Below are 18,477 nucleotides of genomic sequence, written 5' to 3'. Positions count from 1 at the left end.
CAATTACTCCTTCTTATATATTTCTTGCAGGGTTACCTGCGTATCGGGATTCACCCCGTAACCACGAGCGGTGATGCGGTAATGATTTACTTCGTTAAGAATAAATGGCTCTATCAGGTATCTGGGCGGAAACGACAAACCTGTGAGCGCGGATGCCCCTGTGGCGTCACCATATTTAACGCTTGGAGCCGCCGATAGACTCTTGCTGCTATAAACAGGAGTTGAAGGCTCAACACAAGCCAATCCGCTCAAGTTGCAACAAAGCCCCTTCGTACAGGCTGCATCAGCCCCAGTCATACCCGAAATACAAGCGCTCCGCGGATCCGGTGGTGTGCCAAACTTTATACATTCGATATCCGCCTCTGCATCACGCAAGGCTGCTTCGGCAGCCTGAAACGCCAGACTCCGATCGCGTGAATTGCCTGACATGCGCTCTTCCATCGTTGCCACACGCATTGCGGTCAGACCCAATATGGTAAGAATAATCAGAAAAATAAGTGCAACGACAAGTGATGCGCCACACTCACGAGGCACCACCCTCACTACCCTCGGAATATTTCTTACCTGCAATTCCGGACGTTCAAATACTTCGGTTGTTGTCATGGCATCTGGTTCCGCAAAACGAACGTCATTCCTATTGCTCGACGAATATAACCATCTGATTTAATCACTGAAACAGTAGCCGCTGAACAATCATCGTCATAGGTCTGGCTTTGACCCGATTCAACAGCACGCTTGTTTCCATCCGCCTTGGCACGCAGAAGCAGGCAAATCCGAACGCTAGTGACGTTGGCCATATCCACCGAACTGGCAGGGTCATACGCCGTCTTGCCTTTCACACGGTATGTAACCTGCATCGACTCTACATCATCGAGAATCACTCCGACATTTCCTCCGGCAACACACTCGAGCTGACCAGAGGCATTCACCCGGAAAAGATTGCTTGGCTGCGTTGCCGCCTGCCCCAGACAATCCTTGCTACCGTCGAAACTCAAAGTAAGCGTATCTGAGCCACCACTAACTTCTGTCCCCGAAATGGCAGTTCCGGAGAACTTGGTACTGGGTGGCTTGGCAAACAGATCAGTAGCTGATAGAGGGCTGAAACTGGTAGCAGTATAGCCAGCCGAACGAATCTGGCGCCCGAACAATTCGGTTGCGTAACGAGCATTTTCCTGCAACCTCGAATTTGCATCCTGAGCCAGATAGGTCTGCCTGCTGTTCATAAACAAGGTTCCAACAACCAGCAGCACGATCAGGCCAATCACCAGGGCAACCATCAGTTCGACCAACGAAAATCCTTGCTCCAACCGAATAGTTTCAGCTGCAGGTTGAATGGGAATAGCGGATTTCATGGCAATAACTCCGTGTCGAAGCTCCGAGTTCCTGACCCAGAACAACCTGTTTCCAGACACCTCTCCGTCCAAGTGACACGAATTATGAATTGGTTACCCCCAGTAGGTTGGCTAACCCCAACCGATTCGCCCGGAAAGAGAACATTCTCACTCACCCAATCAGCCGCAGCAGTCTGTGCTTGAGAGAGAGTAACAGGCACGCGTTTATCCGGATCCATTCCCGCCCGAATTCGATCCGCCACTCCGTAAGCGTGCATGGTGGCCACCGATCGTTCATAGGCAACTTGATTGCTTTTTATCCCGGCAAGCTGGAGACCGGCAAGACCGAGCAAGCCAACGGAAAGCACGACAACGGAGATCATTGCCTCCAGAAGGGCCATACCGCCCTGGCGAACAGAGATGTGTGGAGCGATCATTTGATATCCCTCTAGGAGCACGCAGCTGCCGTAGCATCCACCTTGGCACGGCCGATGTTTGAAATAGAGACAATTCGTCCAATAACGCCACTACTACAAACCGTCACCGTTCCGGGTAGGTTTGAGCTAACTGAACCATCAGACAAATAGGAAAAAGAAGCAACTGTCGACGTAAGTACCAAGTTACTTACAGCACGACTGTTGCGTAGCACGTTGGTCGAATCCGTACCGTCGACTGCTCCCTGCGTGCCACCATCAAGGAATACCAGACGCCCTCCTGACCAGTCGGTCGATCCTGAACAGGAACTTCCATCGCTACTGGCGCAGACGGTAACCACAGTGGTGCCACCGCGCTTTGCCGCCTCGCTGCGAGCCAACGCCAGATCGGCAATCAGATCATTTGTATTGGCCACAATACGATTGTTGGCAATCATCGGTCGAAACGACGGCAAGGCAATCGATGCGAGGATCGCCAAAATTGCCGCCACAACCATCATTTCCACCAAAGTAAAACCCGATACCCGCCGCATATTTACCTCGCGCCTATATTGCGTTTGATTGAATCATCGCAGATGCCATTGCGATTTGGCCATCTGGTCTGCCAAGCGGATTAATTTTCACGACGGCCGGTCACGCCTAATAAACCAAGTAGTGCAAAAATATACTCTCTCTAATTTTCAGACATTTGCATTTTGGCACCACATTTCCCTAACCCGACTATCTGGCATCCATTCAGGGCTTTCAAACCCGCATTTTCTGATTGCTCCATAACCAATCAGAAACTGTGGAGCCCTTTGACATTCAGCCTTCTGGTGTCGCTGGCCGTACACGCGATTGTCGCGGGAAACTTGGCACCCCGCGTCGATAGCAGCAGGACAAACTCGGGGGAATTTCGCTCGACTCCCAGCATGGGTGCAAGTCTTGTTCTGGCTAAACCTCAGCCTGCCCCGAAGTTTGCATCACCAATCTCCAGGTCATTCGACAATGCAGCAGACAGACCTGAAGCACCTGGTTTCTTTGCTCCACCTTACGAGGAGATTGCTGAAGAATCTCCTTATGCCTCGCCAGATAGCATAGAACAAATGGCAGGCGTCATCGAACCGCTGGATCTGCCGTTGCCTTCGGAGTCATTTAGCCCTGAAGGCTTCATGCGCATAAAAGTGTTCGTCAACGAAGAAGGCTTCGCGGACAATGTGGAATTGCTTGAATCGAATTTCGCGGAAGACTACGCCTCTACGCTGGTTGGGCTATTCAAATCAGCGAAATTCAGCCCGGGAGTATCAGGGGGAAAAGCGATCAAGAGCTGGCGGATCCTTGAAATAGACTATTCGTCATCCTGATCATCTCGGTCAGCGGCAGAGATAAACTCAAGCGAGCTCTCTTGGCAACGGGAAGGAAACCCCCTCCTTTTCCCCATCGAACTGGACTACGGGTACAGGGTCAAGCCCCGACATTTTGATGCGGTCAACCACTTGAAGTACGAGAATTTCGGGAGCAGACGCTCCTGCAGTCACTCCAATCCGACTCTTTCCTGAAAACCATGCCTCATCGATTTCATCCGGGCCATCAATGAGAATTCCCTCTACACCCCGAGCGATCGCCACCTCCTTGAGCCGTCGTGAGTTCGAGCTATTCTGACTACCCACCACGATCACCAAGTCACATACATCCGCTAGTGCTTTGACTGCATCTTGCCGATTTTGTGTGGCGTAGCAGATGTCATCCTTTTTCGGCCCCTGAATTTCCGGAAAGCGTTGTTTCAGGGCATTGATGACAACAGTGGCGTCATCAACCGAAAGGGTAGTCTGGGTCACGAAGGAAAGGCTTTCCGGATTAAGAACCTCCAGAGTAGCCACATCCTCAACCGTTTCGACCAGATACATGCCACCGGTACTCTGCCCCATCGTCCCTTCGACTTCCGGGTGGCCCTTGTGGCCGATCATGACTACTTCGCGGGTCTGGTTGCGCATCTTGCCGACTTCGACGTGCACCTTGGTGACCAGTGGGCAGGTGGCGTCGAAAACTTTGAGGCCGCGCTCTTCGGCTTCGCTGCGCACCGCCTTCGACACGCCGTGGGCGCTGAAAATAACGGTGCTGCCTGACGGAACCTCGCTCAAATCCTCAATGAAAACAGCCCCCTTGGAGCGCAGGTCGTCGCAGACGAATTTGTTGTGCACGACTTCGTGGCGGACATAGATCGGCGCGCCGAATTTTTCCAGCGCGCGCTCGACGATGGCGATGGCGCGTTCGACGCCGGCACAGAAGCCGCGGGGGTTGGCGAGGATGACTTGCATTTACATGATTCCGATGATTTCCACCTCGAAGCGGATCGTTTTTCCGGCCATCGGGTGATTGAAGTCGAACAAGGCGTGCGTGGCATCAAGCTCGCGCAGGAAGCCGGCGAAGGTGCCGCCGTTGGGGGCGGTGAATTCGACGACGGAATTCTCCTTGAGTTCCATGTCGGCCGGCAATCCGCTGCGTGCGATACGCTCGACCAGACGATCATTGTGTTGCCCAAAGCCTTGTGCCGGTTCGAGTTCAAAGACAAAGCGCTCGTGCGCCGGGAGGCCGATGAGCACTGATTCGAGGTTTTCAGCCAGTTGTCCGCTGCCCATTTGCAGCGTGGCGGGGCTCATGTCGAAGGTAGAGAGAAACTCTTCACCATCCACCGTCGTAATTCGATAGTGCAGGGTCAAAAAACTGTCGGAACGGACGCTAGCGGTCATCGGGAAATCTCTTTTTTATTGCCGGTGGTCAACTGCTCGACAACGAGCAGAATGGCACCGATGGTGATGGCAGAATCGGCAACATTGAAGGCCGGCCAGTAGAAACCGGCGACATGCCATTGAACAAAATCGACCACGGCGCCGAAGCGGACACGGTCGATAACATTGCCCAGCGCGCCGCCCATGACCAGCGTCAAGGCCAGCGACAGCAGCCTTTGTTGCGGATGCTGGCGGAGCATGAAGGCAATCCAGCCGGAAACGCCGAGCGCCAGTGCCGTGAACAGCCAGCGTTGCCAGCCAGGCTGGTCGGCCAGGAAGCTGAAGGCAGCGCCGGGGTTGAAAGTCAGCACCCAGTTCCAGAACGGCGCGACGTAGATCGTTTCACCGAAGCCGATGTTCTCGAGCACCAACCACTTGCTGAGCTGGTCGAGCACAACGACCAGCCCGGCCAGCGCGTACCAGCGCCCGGCACTAGGCATACGCACGCGCCTCGCCGTCACCATGCAGGTTGCTGACGCAGCGACCACACAGCCCCGGATGCTCGGCGTGGGCACCGACATCTTCGCGGACGTGCCAGCAGCGCTCGCACTTGGCGTGGTCGAGCGGGGTGGCGATGACTTGTTCGTTTTCATCGCGGATTGCTACGGTCAACGAGCAAATAAGCACAAATTTCAAATCGTCGCCAAGCGAGGCTAGGGCATCGAACTTCTCGCCAGAACAATGGATTTCGACCGCCGCCTGCAGCGCCGAACCGATCTTGCCGGCTTCGCGCTGTTCTTCGAGCGCCTTGGTCACATCGGCACGGGCCGTGCGGATCAGCGCCCACTTGGCGAGCAGATCGCCCTCGCCGGATTGCGTCGGGAGTTCGTGCCAGAGCTGGAACATGACCGAGTCGTCAGCCTTGCCGGTCAGCACCTGCCAGACTTCTTCGGCCGTGAAGGCGGTGATCGGGGCCAGCAAACGGACAAACGCCTGCGTAATGTGCCACAGCGCCGACTGTGCAGAACGCCGGGCTACCGACTTCGGCGCCGTCGTGTACAGGCGGTCCTTGAGGATGTCGAGGTAGAAACCACCGAGATCTTCTGAACAGAACGTCTGCAGCGCCTGAACCACGCGGTGGAACTCGTACTTGTCGTAGTCGGCGCGGCAGCTATCCTGCAATTCGCGGGTCAGCGCCAGCGCGTAGCGATCGATTTCGAGCCATTGCTCAACCGGCAGCATGTCGGCGTTGGCGTCGAAATCGGAGACATTGGCCAACAGGAAGCGCAGCGTGTTGCGGATACGGCGGTAGCCTTCGACGACGCGCTTGAGGATTTCGTCGGAAATCGTCAGTTCGCCGGAATAGTCGGTTGAGGCTGTCCACAAACGCAGGATGTCGGCGCCCATCTTGTCGGACACCTGCTGCGGCGCGATGACGTTACCCTTGGACTTGGACATCTTGTGGCCCTTGCCATCGACCACGAAGCCGTGCGTCAGCAGCGCCTTGTACGGGGCGCGACCGTCGATCGCGCAACCGGAGAGCAGCGAAGACTGGAACCAGCCGCGATGCTGGTCGGAGCCTTCGAGATAGAGATCGGCCGGATAGCTGAGATCAGCTGCATGCGAGCCACGCATGACGTGCCAGTGGGTCGTACCCGAATCGAACCAGACGTCCAGCGTGTCCTTCATCTTGACGTACTGGTCGGCTTCTGCGCCCAGCAACTCGGCAGCGTCGAGGCTGAACCACGCTTCGATACCAGCCTTCTCGACGCGCTGGGCGACCTGTTCGATCAACTCGGCCGTACGCGGATGCGGCTGGCCGGTTTCCTTGTGCAAGAAGAAGGGAATCGGCACACCCCAGTTGCGCTGACGCGACACGCACCAGTCCGGCCGGGTCTTCATCATCGCTTCCAGACGAGCGCGGCCCCAGGCCGGGAAGAACTGCGTTTCATCAACGGCGCGCTCGGCGATCCAGCGCAGGGTCGACGCATCCTCGTTGGACTTGTTGTCCATGCCGATGAACCATTGCGTCGTGGCGCGGAAAATAATCGGGGTCTTGTGCCGCCAGCAATGCGGGTAGCTGTGTTTGATTTTCTCGTTTTTTAACAGTCGACCGTGGGATTCCAGTTCCTGCAACACCAGCGGATTGGCCTCCCAGACCGTCTTGCCGGCCAGTTCGCCAACCGAAAGCGCTGGCGTCGTACTGATGAAGCGGCCGTCGTTGCCGACCGGGTTGTTCACCGGCAGGCCGTATTTCTTGCCAATGTTGTAGTCATCGACGCCATGCGCCGGCGCCGTGTGCACCAGGCCGGTACCGGCCTCGGTCGTCACGTGCGTACCGCAGATGATCGCCACATCGCGCGGCTGGAACGGGTGCTTGAGAAGGATCTGATCAAGCTTGTCGCCCTTGCAGGAGGCAACGATTTCGGCCTCGAGACCGTAGCGCTGCAGGCTGGCTTCGGCGAGTTCATGCACGAGAATCAACGAGCCCTTGGCCGTCTCGTACAGATCGTATTGCAGCTCGGGATGCACGCTGACTGCCTCGTTGGCCGGCAACGTCCATGGCGTCGTCGTCCAGATCACGGCAAAGGCCGGACCACGCAGATGGGTCAGGCCGAAAGCATTGGCCAACTTCCCGGCATGGTTCTCGTGGACCTCGAAAGCGACGTCGATGGCCGGAGAGTTTTTGTCTTCATACTCGACTTCAGCCTCGGCCAGCGCCGAACCGCAGTCCAGACACCAGTTCACCGGTTTCAAGCCCTGATAGAGGTAACCCCGCTCGAGAATCTTACCCAGTGCACGGATTTCGCCAGCCTCGGCCGAAAAATTCATGGTCAGGTAGGGATTGCCCCAGTCGCCCAGCACACCGAGACGGATGAAATCCTTCTTCTGGCGCTCGACCTGCTCTGCTGCGTAGGCGCGCGACAGCTCGCGCACTTTGTCGGCGGGGATGTTCTTGCCGTGCTGCTTTTCGATCTGATGCTCGATGGGCAGGCCGTGGCAGTCCCAGCCCGGCACGTAGGGTGCATCGAAACCGGACAGCGTCTTCGAGCGGACGATGATGTCCTTCAAAACCTTGTTGACCGCATGGCCGATGTGGATATCACCGTTGGCGTAGGGCGGGCCATCGTGCAGCACGAAACGCGGACGCCCGGCGCTGATCTCGCGGATGCGCTGATAGAGTTTTTTCTCCTGCCACTGGGCGACCCATTGCGGTTCGCGCTTGGGCAGATCGCCGCGCATCGGGAAAGCCGTATCCGGCAGGTTCAGGGTGTCTTTGTAATCAGCCATTTTGCGTGCTCACAACTCGAAAAAAGCCCGGGCAGCCGCGGCATCGGCCGCGATCTGCGCCTTGAGGGCGTCAATATTGGGAAAACGTTGTTCGTCGCGCAACTTATGGACGAAACGCACCGAGATGTGCGCCCCATAAATATCACGATCGAAATCGAAGAGATGAACTTCCAACAAGGGCCGTGTTCCGCCCACCGTAGGCCGGACGCCAAGATTGGCGACGCCGGGAAGCGGCTTGTCACCCAGACCGCTAACCTCGACGGCGAAGACGCCAGTCATCGGCAGCGGATTGTGCTTGATGCGCAGATTGGCCGTCGCAAAACCGATCTGACGACCCAGCTTTTGGCCATGCGACACCTGGCCGTCGATGATATAGGGGCGACCGAGCAGGCGAGCCGCGTGCTCCATGTCGCCGGCCAGCAGCGCCCGGCGGACGGCCGAACTGGAGACGCGCTCGCCGTCGGCCAGCACGCTACCCATCGCCTCGACGGCAAAGCCAAAGCGTCGGCCGGCATCCTGCAGCAGGGCAAAGTCGCCGCTACGGCCGCGACCAAAGCGAAAATCGTCACCGATGATCAAGTGCTGGACCAGACAGCCACGGACCAGCACCTGCTCGACGAACTCGTCAGCCGACAGTGCGGCAAAAGCCGCATTGAACGGGCAAATAACGACCTGCCGCGCACCGCACTCACCGAGCAACTCAAGTTTTTCGCGTAGCGTGGTCAGACGGGCGGGGGCGGAATCCGGCGCAAAAAACTCGCGCGGATGCGGTTCGAAAGTCAGGACCGTGGGCGCCAGCTCGCGCTGCTCGGCCACGTAAGCCAGACGTTTTACCAGCGCGGCATGCCCGAGGTGGACGCCATCAAAATTGCCGATGGCGAGCACAACAGGAGCAGGAACGGGACGCGAATAACCGCGAAAAACGCGCATAAGTAAATTGTCGGGAAAAACGTTGAATTATAACGATTTAAGCCACCCGTCGGATACCGGCAGGTAGCTTTGCATCTGCCGGTGCCTGATACACGGCAAAACAGCGGAAACTCATTTTCGCTATAATCAATGAGTTTAACCAAATAACACCTCTACCCATTCCATGCTTGAACTGATCAGCCATGTAGTCCGAATTTCGGCGCGACGAGACCGCACCGAGATCAATTCGGCCATGGTTGATGCGCTGCTCGGCCTTTTTCACCCGCAGCGCCTGACCATCTACCGCTGTTACGCCGGTAACAAAAAGGCGATGGTCTTTGCCTGTGCCGGCTATGGCCCGAACGGTCAATTCCTGCGCAACGCCTACCTGCCGGACCACCGCTACTGCCAGCCGATCGAGCGCGACCCACTGCTCAACCGGTGCCGCAAGGAGCGCTCGGCTGTCATCGATTTTCTCGACGACGGCACGCATCGCATCGTTTTTCCGGTTATCCGTCTCGACGAACCGATCTATCTGATCGAACTGATTCTTGCCGACGAGTTTTCTGCCGACCACCGTGTGACGTTGATGGGCCTGATCGAATATTTCGGCAACCACATTTCGCTGCTCGATTACGGCGAGGCGGACACCCTGACCGGGCTGGCCAGCCGCAAGACTTTCGACAAACACCTCTTCGAACTGCTCGGCAAAGCCGCCAGCGACGAGATGCTCAGCGGCCCGGAAAGCCGGCGGCGCAGCACGCCCGGCAGCAGCCACTGGCTGGCTGTCTGCGACATTGATAATTTCAAGCAGGTCAATGACAACTTCGGCCACCTGATCGGCGACGAAGTACTGATCATGCTGGCCCAGGAAATGCGCCAGTCCTTCCGTTTCGACGATCAGTTGTTCCGTTTTGGTGGCGAGGAATTCATCGCCCTGCTGCAGCCGACGGAAGAGCAGTTCGCCCTGGCGACGCTTGAACGCTTCCGCGCGAACGTCGAAAAACAGCTGTTCAGCCGGGTCGGACGCATTACCGTCAGCATAGGTTTCAGCGCGTTGATGCCCAACGACACGCCGACGGATGTGATCGACCGCGCCGACGAGGCCTTGTATTTCGCCAAGCGGAACGGCCGAAACCGGGTCGACTGCTATGAAAAACTGGTTGCCTCAGGCGACGTGGCCGCCAGGGAAATCGCCAAGGGCGAAGTGGAGTTATTCTAGCCTAAGCAACAAAATACGCTCGTCATCTGCCCTGATGCCACTTCAGCAGATTGCCTTGCTTAGCAAGAATGATTCGACGAGAGCAGAGCCCTGCCTGACAACATCGCTTGGCAAATGGACAGATAAAAACTCCCCGACCATGAAGCGTCACCGCTTGTTCTGAATGACATCGCCCCCAAACGAAAATTTCCGCAAAGACATCAACGGCCTCAGGGCTCTGGCTGTTATTGCCGTCGTCTTCTATCACTTCCGTATTTCAGGGTTTCACGGCGGATTTATCGGCGTCGATATATTTTTCGTCATTTCCGGCTACCTAATGACGCGGATCATCTTGTCAGCATCCGAATCTGGGAAATTTTCGCTATCAGCCTTCTATCTTGCCCGTGCAAAGCGAATCGTCCCGGCGCTTCTGGTCATGTGCGTAACCCTATTGGCGGTCGGATGGTTCTTGCCTCTGACCGCATACGAGTACCAGCAACTGGCCAAGCATGTGCGCGATAGCGCCATCTTTGTCTCCAATCATACCTACGCACGTGAATCTGGCTATTTCGACACAGCCGCTCATGAAAAATGGCTTCTGCACACATGGTCACTATCCGTGGAATGGCAGTTCTACCTTGTGTTACCGCTGCTCCTTCTGGTATTTAAAAAGATTCGGCAAACAGCAAGTCCCCGCTATTTTTTAGTGCTGCTTTTGATTGCGTCGCTGGTTTCTTGTCTTTATGCAACGGCCACCAAACCTGAAAAAGCATTTTTCTTCCTCCCTTTCAGGGCATGGGAACTGCTGTCAGGCGGACTGATATACCTTTTCGCGGAGCAGAAAACCGTATCGAACCGGCTTGCCTCGCGACTCGCCACAACAAGTGTGTTCCTGCTATTTCTGTCCATCCTGTTTCTGTCACCTACCGACCCCTGGCCGGGATGGCGGGCAATTTTTCCGGTGCTCATATCAGGCCTGATCATTGCCGTACGCGATGACAAAAATCCGATTCTGACAAATCCGGCTGTGCAATGGATTGGCCTTCGCTCGTACTCGATCTACCTATGGCACTGGCCATTTGTGGTTGCTCTTGGCCTCTATGGGTGGCAGGAAAATGCGGAGGCCATATTTGCTGGGCTTATCGCCACGCTGATCATGGGCTTGCTCTCCTACCGGCATATCGAAACCCCCGCGCGGCAGCACTTGAAAAGCTACCAGACTCGCTCCTTGTGGCTGGTGTTCGCAGGCGTCATGATCGCCCTGACCTTTCCTGCTTCCTGGCTGAGCAAGCAGCACGTATTGCCGCAGCGGACGCAGGCCTATCTCGCGGCTGCACTTTTGGCCGACGAACCCCCTGTTGAAAACGCTTGGCGCCCTGAGTGTTTCAACGGCTCTCGTGAAGAGGGTTGCTTGTATGGAAAAGCTCCCGTTGGCGCCATGATGATCGGTGACAGCCATGCCAGCGTAACGGTTACCGCCCTGCAGCAAGCCTCCTCCGCATTTGGCCGGGGCGTCCAACTCTGGAGCAAAGGTGCATGCATGACCGTACTGGATATCCAGAGCATCGACAGGGCCGATGGCGCCCGCTGCAAGGCGTTCAACACGCATGCTCTCACCAGGACAACGGCGGCTGAACCAGGTGTGCCCGTCGTGATCGTCAATCGCGTATCGCTATACCCATTCGGGTTGTACCGCGTGGAGACCCATTTACCAGGCAGGCCACAAGCCATACTCCCCAATATCGCTCCAGATAACCAGATAGATTTTCTCGCCGACTATCGTCGCCGGCTGATCGAGACAGCCTGCTCTTACGCAAAAAGCAAACGGCCCGTTTACTACATGCTGCCCATTCCGGAATTTCACGTAAATGTTCCGAATGCGCTTGCCCGAAACATTATGCGGAAAGAGCCGAATTCACCCGATATCACGATAACGCTGGCGGATTACCACAAGCGCAACGACTTTGTCATAGGTGCCCTCAAGGAGGCGCGCGATATTTGTGGAGTTCGCCTTCTTGACCCAGTCCCCTATCTTTGCGAAGACGATAAGTGTTTTGGTTCCCGAAATGGTCGCCCACTTTTCTCTGACAACAACCATCTTAACGAACGCGGGCGACACTTGCTTGCCCCGATGTTCAAGGTCGTTCTCAACGAAAGTAAGGGCTGGAGTTCCACTTCGGGCAAGCCCGCAAGCGCTCCGTTCCTCGGGCGCGACTAACCGAGTGCAGCCAGCTTGGCCTTTGGTCCGGGCGGATGCTTGATGAAGTACTGCCGGATGCCGCGCACAATCGCCCCGGCCAGTTTTTCCTGGTAGGCATCGTCGTTGAGCCTAGCCTCTTCTTCCGGGTTGGAGATGAAAGCCGTTTCAATCAGGGCCGACGGGATATCCGGCGCCTTGAGCACGGCAAAGCCAGCCTGTTCGACATGGGCCTTGTGCAACGTATTGATCGAACCCAGTTCGCCGAGCAAGTATTTGCCCAGTTTCAAACTATCGTTGATCGTCCCGGTCTGCGACAGGTCGAGCAGCGTACGAGCGAGGAATAGGTCCTTGCTGCCGATATTGACGCCGCCGATCAAGTCGGCCTGGTTTTCCTTCTGCGCCAGCAGGCGGGCCTGCGTGCTTGAGGCCCCCTTTTCGGACAGCACGAAGACTGAAGAACCGCGCGCATCGGGCTTGATCCAGGCATCGGCATGAATCGACAGGAAGAGGTCGGACTGGATGCGCCGAGCCTTCTGGACGCGCATCTGCAGCGGCACGAAGTAATCGGAATCGCGGGTCAGCACGGCGCGCATGTTCGGTTCGGCCTCAATACGCGCCTTGAGGCGACGGGCGACTTCGAGCGTGACGTTCTTTTCGTAAGTTCCGGCCTTGCCGACCGCACCGGGGTCTTCGCCGCCGTGACCGGGGTCGAGCGTGATGGTGACCAAGCGGTCGACAATCGGCTTGCCGGATTTCTTGCTGGTCTGGATTTCCGGCGCTTCAATCGGTTTTTCGGGCTTCTTCGCGGCGCTTTCATCCGGCCGTTTTTCGGCAATCTGGAAATCCTGCTCGTTCTTGAGCGGCTCGACGCCATCCTTGCGGCCTTCGAGCAGCGCCATCATCGGGTCGGGCGGATTGACCGGGTAGACGTCGAGGACCAGACGACGGCCATATTCGCCGGCCGGCTCAAGCGTGAACACCTGCGGATTGACCTTGCCCTTGAGTTCCATGACCAAGCGCACGACGCCCGGCTTGAAGCGACCGGCGCGCAGCAGCTTGATGTTCGGGTCGTCGGTGGCGACCTTGCGTGCGAGGCTGTCGAGGACGCTGTTGAATTCGACGCCTTCGATGTCGACGACGAGGCGATCCGGATTTTCAACGGTAAAATGGGTGAATTTGAGCGGTGCGTCGGTTTCGAGCGTGACGCGGGTGTAATCGGCGGCCGGCCAGACGCGTACGGCGAGGACGGACGGCAGTCTGGCTGCGGCGCCGGCCAGCGGCGTCACGGAAAGGATCAGCGAGGCGCCGGCGTAGCGGAGGAGCTGGCGGCGGCCATGGCTGGGACGAGCGTGTTCAGACATGCCTGCCCTTTCGGTGAATCTGCCACGGCTTCGAGGATACGCCCGACACCTGCATGATGAATACGCAACCGCAAGTCTGGCGACGAAACGCAGCCAGCAGCCCTTTCCGGCCATTCGACCAGACAGATCGCAGTGTCATTAAAGTATTCATCAAAGCCCGCATCGAGAAACTCCTCTGGGGACTCGAAACGATAAAAATCAAAGTGATATAAGTATAAGCTCGAAACTACGTAAACTTCAACCAGTGAATAGGTAGGACTTTTGACCGGGCCGGTGTGACCAAGTGCCCGAATCATGGCGCGCGACAGGGTTGTCTTGCCCGCGCCGAGGTCACCTTCGAGGAAGATCACCATCCCCGGCTGCAGCAATGGCGCCAGCATTTCGCCCAGGCGCTGGGTGGCCGCCTCGTCGGGCAATTCGAAAACGGCGGTAACATCTGGGCTATGCACGATCAGGACTCCACGGTGGATTACGCAGCGCTCAAGGAAAAAATCCGCGACGCCGGCAAGGAACTCGGCTTTGCTGCCGTTGGCGTGGCGCGGGCCGAACCCGGCCCCGCCGTCGAAAAAATGCGGGAATGGCTGGCGGCGGGCTGCCACGGCGAGATGGATTATATGGCCCGCCATGCCGAATTGCGCGCCGACCCGCCGCAACTGCATCCGGGAACGATCACCGTGATCAGCGCGGCCATCGACTACCTGCCACACCGCGAAATCGCCGATCAGCCGGAGCAGGCGGCCATCTCTCGCTACGCTCAGGGACGCGACTACCACAAGCTGATTCGCACCCGACTGCAGAAGCTGGCCGACGCCATTGCCGCGCTGACCGGGCCGTTCGGCTACCGTGTCTTTTCCGACTCGGCGCCAGTCATGGAAGTCGAATTTGCCCGTCAGGCCGGCCTTGGCTGGCGTGGCAAGCACACGCTGCTGCTCTCGAAGGAAGGCTCCTGGCGCTTTCTCGGCGACATCTACACCGACCTCCCGCTACCGCCCGACGAACCGATCGAGGAACACTGTGGCACCTGCACGGCCTGCCTTGACGCCTGCCCGACCAAGGCCATCGTTGCGCCCTACCAGGTTGACGCCCGGCGCTGCATCAGCTATTTGACCATCGAGCTAGCCGGGCCCATTCCCGAAGAGTTCCGCCCGCTGATCGGCAACCGCATTTACGGCTGCGACGACTGCCAGTTGTGCTGCCCATGGAATCGCTTCGCCCAGCTTGGTGACCCCGAATTTTCGCCGCGTCACGGGCTCAATACGGCAACGCTGATCGAGCTGTTCAACTGGACGGAAGCGGAATTCAACGAGCGGCTGGCCGGCAACCCGATCCGCCGCATCGGGCATGAGCGCTGGCTGCGCAATATCGCCGTGGCGCTCGGCAACGGGACTTCCACGGTCAACCGGAAAAATGCGCTAAAAATGAAATTGGACCATCCGTCGGCGTTGGTCCGCGAGCACGTCGAATGGGCGCTTACTCGCTTGGAACCCTGAGACTGGCCGGCGCGTCGACAGGTGTTTCAGCAACCGGTTTTGCCGCTTCGACGGGCACCGCCGACGGCCTGAGCGTCCAGCCAAGGAAGGCGCCAGACGCCGTGGTGATAGCGACCAGCGCGAGAAGGATGAGGCCTGTCTTCGGACTTTCCATGTAGCGAACGACCCGCTCAGCGCGCCACCGGGCGCCCTGGATCGGCGCACCACTCGCTCCACGAGCCGGCATAGAGACGCGAACCCGGCAGGCCGGCGATTTCCATGGCGACCAGGTTGAGGCAGGCGGAAACACCTGAGCCACATTGATGGACAACCAGATCGGGCGGCGAACCGGCCAGGATGGCCAGCCACTCTGCACGTAGCTCGGCGGCCGGCTTGAAACGGCCATCGAGCAGCAGGTTGTCCTTGAAAAAACGATTGACGGCGCCGGGAATGTGGCCACCGACCGGATCGATGGTTTCGTTCTCGCCGCGGAAGCGGTCCGCACCGCGCCCGTCGACCAGATGCATGTGCGGCGTTTCGATGCGTTCGAGGACGTAATCGGCCTCGACCAGTTGGTCCTGCCTGAGCGGCACGAAAATGCGTGGTGACAGCGTCGGCACAAGGTCGGTCATTACCCCGCCAGCCGCCTGCCAAGCCTGCAGTCCACCGTCGAGCAGCGCCACGCTGTCATGGCCAAGCCAGCGCATCAGCCACCACAGGCGCCCGGCGATCATGCCCTGGGCATCGTCGTAGACGACGACTTGCGTCGTCGCACCGATGCCGATTTCGCCCAGCCGTTGCGCCAGTTTTTCCGGGTCGGGCAGCGGATGACGGCCATTGCAGCCGGTTATCGGCCCGGACAGATCGCGGTCGCAATGCAGGAAGACGGCGCCGGGAATGTGCCCCTCGGCGTAAACACGCTCGCCGTAGCCGGTATCGGCCAGCTGGTGGCGGACATCGACGACCAGCCAATTGGGGTCGTCGACATGGGCCTGCAGCGTCGCGACATCGACCAGCGTGGTAAAACTCATGCCGGATCAGCCCAGCCAGGCCTTGGCTTCGTCGACGTTCTCGAAGACTTCGACGTCGGCATTGACGAAGGTCTGCGACAGCCAGGCACTCCAGGTCACCCACTGGCTGTTAGTGACGACGGCAATGCGCTTGAAATCGTTGGCATGGGCGCGCGAGAACTTGATTTCCTCCCACGCCACATCGAGCGTCAGGCCGGCCATCTGGCTCAGGTCGAAACAGAGATCGACCGGACCTTCGAACTGGACCTTGAAATTGACGACTTCTTCGAATTCCTTGTAGTCGGCCAACGTGAATTCGCCGAAGACGGAAACCCCTACGCGGCTCGGTTGATGGTCGATGACAATCATGATGCGCTCCTCATTGTTGTTCTGATTCGGTTCCAGTGTAACCCGGAATCCGCCACCGGGGCGCCATTCGGGCAGCACGACACGACGGCGGAACTTTCCCGGGGCGCTGCCTTTCCAAGCCTTGCCGGTCGCCTTGTTCGGTGGCCGACAGCATCCTGGGGGAGTAGCTCTCCGCCGCGGCGTCGTCAATACGAACAGTTGCGCAAGCTGTTCCGGTGCCACGGGCAGTCCGCCCCGCGAACTGCGAGCCAGACCCTTGCCGCGCGGCAGGGTCTTGTCTCGCCAGCTTTTCCGGCCAGCGCCGGAAAATGCGGTGGGCAGGCGGAACAGGAAGGAGTCTCACCATGGAAACCATCGGCACTACCTGGATGTGGACCGGCTTTTTCGCCATCGTCCTCGTCATGCTGGCCATCGACCTGCTGGCAGTCGGCGGCGGCCGCCAGCACCGCGTCAGCATCCGCGAAGCGGCGGTCTGGTCGCTGATCTGGGTCACCGTCTCGCTGCTTTTCGCCGGGGCGCTGTGGCTGTACCTTGATGGCGCCGCCGGGCGCGAGGTCGCCAACCAGAAAGCACTCGAATTCGTCACCGGCTACCTGATCGAAAAATCGCTGGCGGTCGACAATGTTTTCGTCTGGCTCATGCTTTTCGGCTTTTTCGCCATTCCGCCCGAGCTGCAAAAGCGCGTGCTGATTTTCGGCGTGCTCGGCGCCATCGTGCTGCGCACGGTGATGATCTTTGCTGGCGTCTGGCTCATCGCGCAGTTTCACTGGCTGCTTTACGTCTTCGGCGCCTTCCTGCTGCTCACCGGCATCAAGATGTGGTGGTTCGCCGAAGCCAAGCCGGATCTGGCGCAAAACCCCGTCATCCGCTGGCTGCGCCGCCACCTGAAAGTGACCGATACGCTGCACGGCGAACGCTTTTTCGTCGGCATCAACGACGGCGGGCGCCTCGTCCGCCATGCCACGCCGCTGCTACTCGTTCTGGTGCTGGTCGAGCTCTCGGACATCATTTTCGCGGTCGACTCGATTCCCGCCATCTTCGCCATCACCACCGACCCGTTCATCGTGCTGACCTCCAACGTCTTCGCGATCCTCGGCCTGCGCGCCATGTACTTCCTGCTCGCCGACATGGCCGACCGCTTCGCTCTGCTCAAGTACGGGCTGGCCGTTGTGCTGGTCTTTATCGGCATCAAGATGCTGCTCATCGACCTCTACCCTATTCCGGTGCTCGTTTCGCTCGGCGTCGTCGCCAGCATCATCGGCACGGCGGTCGTGCTGTCGCTACGCCGGAGCTAATCGCCTTCTGCCGGGTTGGCGCGGGAAAAGTGGGTGGCGGCGATGCCGGACAGGATGATCAGGCCGATCGCCACCCATGCCGAGGCGTCCAGCACCTCGCCCCAGAAGGCCATGCCGAACAGGCTGGAGAAGATCACCGTGCTGTAGGCCAGCGCCGCCGACATCAGCGTCTTGCCGCGCGTGTAGGCGCGGGTCATGGCCAGTTGGGCGACCGTGGCGAAGCTGGCGACACCGAGCAAAAGCAGGCCGCTTTTGAGGTCGACCGCGTGAATGTCGCTGAACAGCAGCCAGGCGCCAGCGCCGACCGACGAGACCAGAGAGAAATAGAACACCGTGCGCATTTCCGGCTCGCCGCGCGCCCCGAGTTCGCGCACGCTGAAATAAGCCATGCCGGCCATGACGCCAGAGCCGAGGCCAATCAGGCCGCCGACCAGTTGATCGGCGTGCATGGTCGGTTTGAGCAGCACGACGACGCCGACCAGTCCAAGGACCAGCGCGCCCATGATGCCCTTGCGCAGTTGCATGCCGGCGAAACCGAGGTAAAGCGCCAGGAAGATGGCCGAGGTGTAGTTGAGCGTCACAGCCGTCGCCAGCGGCAGCAGCGTGATGGCGTAGAAATAGGCGAAAAGCGCGATGAAACCGACGGCGCCGCGCGTCACCTGCCAGCGCAGATGCGGCGTGGCGAGCGGCACGCCATTCAGGCGAACCAGCCCGAACATCAGGATCAGCGAGATGAAGCTGCGGTAAAAAGTGATCTCCACGGCCGAATGGGTCTGCGCGGCAAACTTGACGCAGACGCCCATGCAGGCGAAGAGAAAACTGGCGGCGATCATCCACAGGGATTGCATGAAGCGTGGGCTCTAAAAAATGACAAAGGCGGCGGATTTTACCCCGCCGCC

At 58.5% G+C, this 18,477-nt stretch carries 19 protein-coding genes; 5 read left to right on the top strand and 14 right to left on the bottom strand.

The window, feature by feature from the left end:
• Positions 1 to 3: 3 nt before the first annotated feature.
• Genes KI610_RS07885 through KI610_RS07870 form a run of 4 tightly spaced genes read right to left on the bottom strand, consistent with a single transcriptional unit; the run spans position 4 to position 2,298 of the window.
• Positions 4 to 603 carry a pilus assembly PilX family protein gene (locus tag KI610_RS07885; protein ID WP_226498100.1) on the bottom strand — a complete coding sequence of 200 codons (600 nt, stop codon included), beginning with the start codon at positions 601 to 603 and terminating at the stop codon, positions 4 to 6.
• Positions 600 to 1,352: a PilW family protein gene (locus tag KI610_RS07880; protein WP_226498099.1), complete on the bottom strand. Its 753-nt coding sequence runs from the start codon at positions 1,350 to 1,352 to the stop codon at positions 600 to 602. The genes KI610_RS07885 and KI610_RS07880 overlap by 4 nt, the downstream gene beginning before the upstream one ends.
• A complete protein-coding gene (pilV, locus tag KI610_RS07875; RefSeq protein ID WP_226498098.1) occupies positions 1,349 to 1,768 on the bottom strand; it encodes a type IV pilus modification protein PilV in 420 nt (139 codons plus the stop codon). The genes KI610_RS07880 and pilV overlap by 4 nt, the downstream gene beginning before the upstream one ends.
• A gap of 11 nt (positions 1,769 to 1,779) precedes the next feature.
• Positions 1,780 to 2,298, bottom strand: a complete 519-nt coding sequence (locus KI610_RS07870) for a GspH/FimT family pseudopilin (RefSeq protein ID WP_319004216.1) — start codon at positions 2,296 to 2,298, stop codon at positions 1,780 to 1,782.
• 378 nt (positions 2,299 to 2,676) lie between these two features.
• On the opposite strand from KI610_RS07870, the gene KI610_RS07860 reads away from it, so the two are divergent.
• Positions 2,677 to 3,108 (top strand): hypothetical protein, encoded by a 432-nt coding sequence (locus KI610_RS07860; RefSeq protein WP_226498097.1) that lies wholly within the window; start codon positions 2,677 to 2,679, stop codon positions 3,106 to 3,108.
• A 27-nt stretch (positions 3,109 to 3,135) separates the two neighbouring features.
• Here KI610_RS07860 and ispH read toward each other — a convergent pair whose 3' ends face one another.
• The 5 genes from ispH to KI610_RS07835 are packed head-to-tail and all read right to left on the bottom strand — an operon-like array spanning position 3,136 to position 8,694.
• Positions 3,136 to 4,062 (bottom strand): 4-hydroxy-3-methylbut-2-enyl diphosphate reductase, encoded by a 927-nt coding sequence (gene ispH / locus KI610_RS07855; RefSeq protein ID WP_226498096.1) that lies wholly within the window; start codon positions 4,060 to 4,062, stop codon positions 3,136 to 3,138.
• Positions 4,063 to 4,494, bottom strand: coding sequence for an FKBP-type peptidyl-prolyl cis-trans isomerase (locus tag KI610_RS07850; RefSeq protein WP_226498095.1), 432 nt, complete (start codon positions 4,492 to 4,494; stop codon positions 4,063 to 4,065). It abuts the gene before it with no gap.
• Positions 4,491 to 4,973: a signal peptidase II gene (lspA, locus tag KI610_RS07845; RefSeq protein ID WP_226498526.1), complete on the bottom strand. Its 483-nt coding sequence runs from the start codon at positions 4,971 to 4,973 to the stop codon at positions 4,491 to 4,493. The genes KI610_RS07850 and lspA overlap by 4 nt, the downstream gene beginning before the upstream one ends.
• A complete protein-coding gene (gene ileS / locus KI610_RS07840; protein ID WP_226498094.1) occupies positions 4,966 to 7,764 on the bottom strand; it encodes an isoleucine--tRNA ligase in 2,799 nt (932 codons plus the stop codon). Before ileS ends, lspA begins: the two co-directional genes overlap by 8 nt.
• A gap of 9 nt (positions 7,765 to 7,773) precedes the next feature.
• Positions 7,774 to 8,694: a bifunctional riboflavin kinase/FAD synthetase gene (locus KI610_RS07835; RefSeq protein ID WP_226498093.1), complete on the bottom strand. Its 921-nt coding sequence runs from the start codon at positions 8,692 to 8,694 to the stop codon at positions 7,774 to 7,776.
• A 163-nt stretch (positions 8,695 to 8,857) separates the two neighbouring features.
• On the opposite strand from KI610_RS07835, the gene KI610_RS07830 reads away from it, so the two are divergent.
• Both KI610_RS07830 and KI610_RS07825 read left to right on the top strand, forming a co-directional pair.
• Positions 8,858 to 9,895, top strand: coding sequence for a GGDEF domain-containing protein (locus tag KI610_RS07830; protein WP_226498092.1), 1,038 nt, complete (start codon positions 8,858 to 8,860; stop codon positions 9,893 to 9,895).
• Positions 9,896 to 10,058: 163 nt separating this feature from the next.
• Positions 10,059 to 12,092, top strand: coding sequence for an acyltransferase family protein (locus KI610_RS07825; RefSeq protein ID WP_226498091.1), 2,034 nt, complete (start codon positions 10,059 to 10,061; stop codon positions 12,090 to 12,092).
• On the opposite strand, the gene KI610_RS07820 is transcribed toward KI610_RS07825, so the two are convergent.
• Both KI610_RS07820 and tsaE read right to left on the bottom strand, forming a co-directional pair.
• The gene (locus KI610_RS07820; protein WP_226498090.1) at positions 12,089 to 13,435 is read right to left on the bottom strand and encodes an N-acetylmuramoyl-L-alanine amidase; all 1,347 of its coding nucleotides are present in this window, start codon (positions 13,433 to 13,435) and stop codon (positions 12,089 to 12,091) included. The genes KI610_RS07825 and KI610_RS07820 overlap by 4 nt on opposite strands.
• Positions 13,369 to 13,884, bottom strand: a complete 516-nt coding sequence (gene tsaE, locus KI610_RS07815) for a tRNA (adenosine(37)-N6)-threonylcarbamoyltransferase complex ATPase subunit type 1 TsaE (RefSeq protein WP_226498089.1) — start codon at positions 13,882 to 13,884, stop codon at positions 13,369 to 13,371. Before tsaE ends, KI610_RS07820 begins: the two co-directional genes overlap by 67 nt.
• On the opposite strand from tsaE, the gene queG reads away from it, so the two are divergent.
• A complete protein-coding gene (gene queG, locus KI610_RS07810; RefSeq protein WP_226498088.1) occupies positions 13,879 to 14,925 on the top strand; it encodes a tRNA epoxyqueuosine(34) reductase QueG in 1,047 nt (348 codons plus the stop codon). The genes tsaE and queG overlap by 6 nt on opposite strands.
• Positions 14,926 to 15,095: 170 nt before the next feature.
• Here queG and KI610_RS07805 read toward each other — a convergent pair whose 3' ends face one another.
• The gene (locus KI610_RS07805) at positions 15,096 to 15,935 is read right to left on the bottom strand and encodes a sulfurtransferase (RefSeq protein WP_226498087.1); all 840 of its coding nucleotides are present in this window, start codon (positions 15,933 to 15,935) and stop codon (positions 15,096 to 15,098) included.
• A 6-nt stretch (positions 15,936 to 15,941) separates the two neighbouring features.
• Positions 15,942 to 16,283 carry a SpoIIAA family protein gene (locus KI610_RS07800; protein WP_226498086.1) on the bottom strand — a complete coding sequence of 114 codons (342 nt, stop codon included), beginning with the start codon at positions 16,281 to 16,283 and terminating at the stop codon, positions 15,942 to 15,944.
• A 344-nt stretch (positions 16,284 to 16,627) separates the two neighbouring features.
• Between KI610_RS07800 and KI610_RS07795 the strand changes: the two genes are divergently transcribed.
• Complete coding sequence (locus tag KI610_RS07795; RefSeq protein WP_226498085.1) at positions 16,628 to 17,578, top strand: TerC family protein; 951 nt, start codon at positions 16,628 to 16,630, stop codon at positions 17,576 to 17,578.
• Here the strand turns inward: KI610_RS07795 and KI610_RS07790 are convergent.
• Positions 17,575 to 18,426 carry a DMT family transporter gene (locus KI610_RS07790; protein WP_226498084.1) on the bottom strand — a complete coding sequence of 284 codons (852 nt, stop codon included), beginning with the start codon at positions 18,424 to 18,426 and terminating at the stop codon, positions 17,575 to 17,577. The genes KI610_RS07795 and KI610_RS07790 overlap by 4 nt on opposite strands.
• Positions 18,427 to 18,477: the final 51 nt, after the last annotated feature.

Source organism: Ferribacterium limneticum (genome assembly GCF_020510565.1).
In the GTDB taxonomy this organism is placed as follows: domain Bacteria; phylum Pseudomonadota; class Gammaproteobacteria; order Burkholderiales; family Rhodocyclaceae; genus Azonexus; species Azonexus limneticus_B.
This window is presented reverse-complemented; position numbering and strand designations above follow the sequence as displayed.